The sequence below is a fragment of the Caballeronia sp. M23-90 genome (assembly GCF_053574605.1).
This window is the reverse complement of sequence record NZ_JBSIPA010000596.1, coordinates 1-3,344: the sequence shown is the minus strand read 5'-3', so window position 1 is coordinate 3,344 and position 3,344 is coordinate 1. Positions and strand designations below refer to the sequence as shown.

Sequence of the window (3,344 nt, the reverse complement as noted above, 5' to 3'; positions counted from 1 at the left end):
TTCCCGTGCTCGCCACCGAGCGAATCCTCGAAATCGGCTGCGGCCTTGCGCTCGCGAGTCTTGTGGGGCACCGGCGAGGGGCGGATGTCACGGCAAGCGATTGCCATCCGCTGACGGCAAGTTTCCTCGATGAAAACCTGCGCCTGAACGACCTCCCGCCGATGAAATACCTGCACGGCAACTGGTCCATCCCCGAACTTGCAGGCACGCTGGCAGATACGGCGGGGCGCAGTATCGTCAATGGCCGTTACGACCTGATCATGGGCAGCGACCTGCTCTACGAACGCGATGCCAACGCGACGCTTGCGGCGTTTATCGGCTTGCATGCGTTGCCTTGCGCCGAAGTGTGGATCGTGGACCCTGACCGCGGCAACCGCGCCGCGTTCAACCGGCAGATGGGCGACCGCGGCTTCCGGATGCGCGAGGAACGCCTCGATCGCGTCGCCTTCCAAGAAACGGCCGCTTACAAGGGCCGCCTGCTGATCTACCGGCTTAATGACAACTGAACTGCCGCAACGCAGCAGCCTCAGCCAAACGTGAACGCATAAGCCTGCACGCCGGCGTCGAGGAATTCGATGCTGAACGTCCGGTCCTTCACATCGCCCGGTTGCCGCACGAGCTGATACAGGCGCTGCTCGGTTACCGTGCCCGTGCCGTTCGCGGCGACGTCGGTGCCGTGGGTGTCGCCGGGAGCGGCGCCGTCAATCGATACACGGAACCTGACGGGCTTGCCGTCCTTGCCCGGCCCAAGCACGAGATGCAAGTCCCGCGCGTGGAACCGATACACGATCGTCCCGTTCGATTGCGCGATCGAAGCCTCTTGCGCGCCCACTTTCCATGCGCCGGCGAGTCCCCAGTCATTCAACGAAAGCTCGCCGGGCGCCGCGTACGTGTGGACCTTGTCGTGCGCCTCGCCGCCGTTCCCCGCGAAGTTTTCCGCTCGCTCATAACCAACGTAGGTTTCCGGTGACCGCATGTCGGCGTTATCGGCGGATTGCTGCACGCCTTTGGCGTCCGTGTTGGTAATGGCCGGGCCGACGTCGTTATGGCCGGCTTCCTTGAGCAACTTCTGGATCACTTCTTCGGAGTGCGCATAATCGCCCTCGCCGAAGTGATGAAAGCGAACTTGTCCCTTTGCGTCGATAAAATAATGCGCCGGCCAGTACTGGTTGCCAAACGCACGCCAGATCGCGTAGTTGTTATCGATAGCCACCGGATAATCGATACCCAGGTCATGCACGGAACGTTTGACGTTATCGATATTGCGTTCGAACGCGAACTCGGGCGCATGCACGCCGATCACGACGAGCCCCTTGTCGCGATACTTCTCTGCCCACGCTTTCACATACGGCAGGGAACGCAGGCAGTTGATGCACGAGTAGGTCCAGAAGTCGACGAGCACGACCTTGCCGCGCAGATCCTCCGCGCTCAACGGCGCCGAATTGAGCCATTGGACCGCGCCGGATAGTTGCGGCAACTGGCCTTCGACTGGTAGCGGGGTGTCGAAGGTGGCGCGCATCATTGCGGGCGGGTTGGCCGTATCGGCTGTGCTTGGCGCGCTTGCCGGCGCTGGCGTTGAAGCCGGCGAAAACCGATCGACCAGCTTTTGCTCCAGCCCACCCGTCGCAACGGTCGAAACCCGCGCGAGCACGCCGGTATCGAGTCCGAGCGATATCGCAACAACGCCGAGCAACATAGCAGCGCCAATGCCGCGCCGGATCCACTCGCCTGCGCCCAGCGACCGTTTCATGGCTGCAAACACGCGTCCGCCGATCAGCAACGCCACCGCAAGCGATGTCGCCGCGCCCGCCGCACGCAACGCCGCCTGGTAGCTGCCCGGCGACATCAGCGTATCGGGATCGATTTCCGCGCGTCCTTCCAATGGCGCGGTCTCTCTCACAAAGTCGATATGCGCCCGCGTATGAACCCGCGCCAGATCGTCTTCACTGGCAAGCGGCGCTTCTTCGCGCTCGATCAATGCATCGATACGGCTGCCGATCAACTGGTCTTCGATCGCCTGAAGGCGCGCCGGACACTCGGGATGCCACGGCCCCATGTCGTGAAGAAGGCAATCTGGGTGGGTATAGAAGCCGGTAGCCATAATGTTTGCCGCGCGGGGCCTGGCCGCTCGCACGTGTCTCGAATCGTTCAGGTGTTTTTGTCGTACGCGATGCGGGTATCAATCGGTTGAAGCATGGGGCGGAAGCCGGATCGCGCGGGTTCTTGGTAAGTTACCACACTGAAATCGATACGCATGGGAACACCGCTTTTGTATGCTTGCGCGCCATTTGAAGGGCTTTCGGGATAGCCTCGAAAACACGTCGGTTATACTGATCCGACTCTCGTATGCCCTGCGCGCGTTTCCCGCGTGCCTCGCGTTACATCGCCACAATTTCGCACACTATGACCTTCAAGTTTGGTTCGTCCGTCTTGCCTCTTTCGGCGCGATCCGCGCGCCTCGCCTCAATCGCCTGCCTTGTTGGCGTGATCGGCACACTCAGTATCGGCCAAGCGGTGGCGCAAGGGTCGCCTCAACCCGCGGTGCCGCAAGGGCAAGACTTCGAAGAAGAGATCGTGCCGCAGCGCTACGCGAACAACCCGAATGTAGATGCGTTCATCAACGATCTCGTCGCGCGCTACGACTTCGATTCCGGCTCGCTGCACGCACTCTTTAACCGCGTGAGTTATTCGGCAACGGCGGTCAAGCTGGTCTTGCCGTCGCCCACGCCTGCTACCAAGAACTGGCGCGCCTATCAGTCGCGTTTCATCGAGCCGGTGCGCATTGCGGCCGGCGTGAAGTTCTGGCGCGCTAACCAGGCGGCATTGCAACGGGCATCGGATCAGTATGGCGTGCCGCCCGAGGCGATTGTCGGGATTATCGGCGTGGAGACCATCTATGGCCGGTACATGGGTAACTTCCGCGCGCTCGACGCGTTGACCACGCTGACCTTCGACTACCCCAACACGCCGAATCGCGACGAACGTCAGGCGACGTTCCGCAAGAATCTCGAAGACTTGCTGGTCTGGACGCATGACCAGCAAATCGATCCGACTACCGTGCTGGGTTCGTACACGGGTGCTATCGGCATTCCGCAATTCCTGCCCAGCAGCATCGTTAAATACGCTGTCGACTTCGACGGCAACGGCCACATCGATCTGCGCACGAGTACCGCGGACGCCATCGGCAGCGTGGCGAATTACCTGAAGCAGCACGGCTGGCATTCCGCAATTCCTGCCCAGCAGCATCGTTAAATACGCTGTCGACTTCGACGGCAACGGCCACATCGATCTGCGCACGAGTACCGCGGACGCCATCGGCAGCGTGGCGAATTACCTGAAGCAGC

At 61.5% G+C, this 3,344-nt stretch carries 3 protein-coding genes and 1 pseudogene; 3 read left to right on the top strand and 1 reads right to left on the bottom strand.

Annotated features, from left to right (window positions below; all coding sequences use genetic code 11):
• Positions 1-506 (top strand): class I SAM-dependent methyltransferase (locus tag ACRXB1_RS33155; RefSeq protein WP_449494435.1); only part of this gene is annotated, 506 nt, incomplete at its 5' end.
• A gap of 20 nt (positions 507-526) precedes the next feature.
• Here the strand turns inward: ACRXB1_RS33155 and ACRXB1_RS33150 are convergent.
• Positions 527-2,101, bottom strand: coding sequence for a redoxin family protein (locus ACRXB1_RS33150; protein ID WP_449494434.1), 1,575 nt, complete (start codon positions 2,099-2,101; stop codon positions 527-529).
• Between the two features lie 302 nt (positions 2,102-2,403).
• On the opposite strand from ACRXB1_RS33150, the pseudogene ACRXB1_RS33145 reads away from it, so the two are divergent.
• Both ACRXB1_RS33145 and ACRXB1_RS33140 read left to right on the top strand, forming a co-directional pair.
• Positions 2,404-3,234 (top strand): annotated as a pseudogene (locus ACRXB1_RS33145) (lytic murein transglycosylase); the annotation flags it as partial.
• Positions 3,221-3,344, top strand: a 124-nt coding sequence (locus ACRXB1_RS33140) for a lytic murein transglycosylase (protein ID WP_449494436.1), incomplete at its 3' end; no start/stop codon positions are given. The pseudogene ACRXB1_RS33145 and the gene ACRXB1_RS33140, both read left to right, overlap by 14 nt.

Coding starts and splice junctions, on each gene's coding strand:
- ACRXB1_RS33150 (WP_449494434.1), bottom strand. CDS start 2,101: ATGGCTACCGGCTTCTATACCCACCCAGATTGCCTTCTTCACGACATG.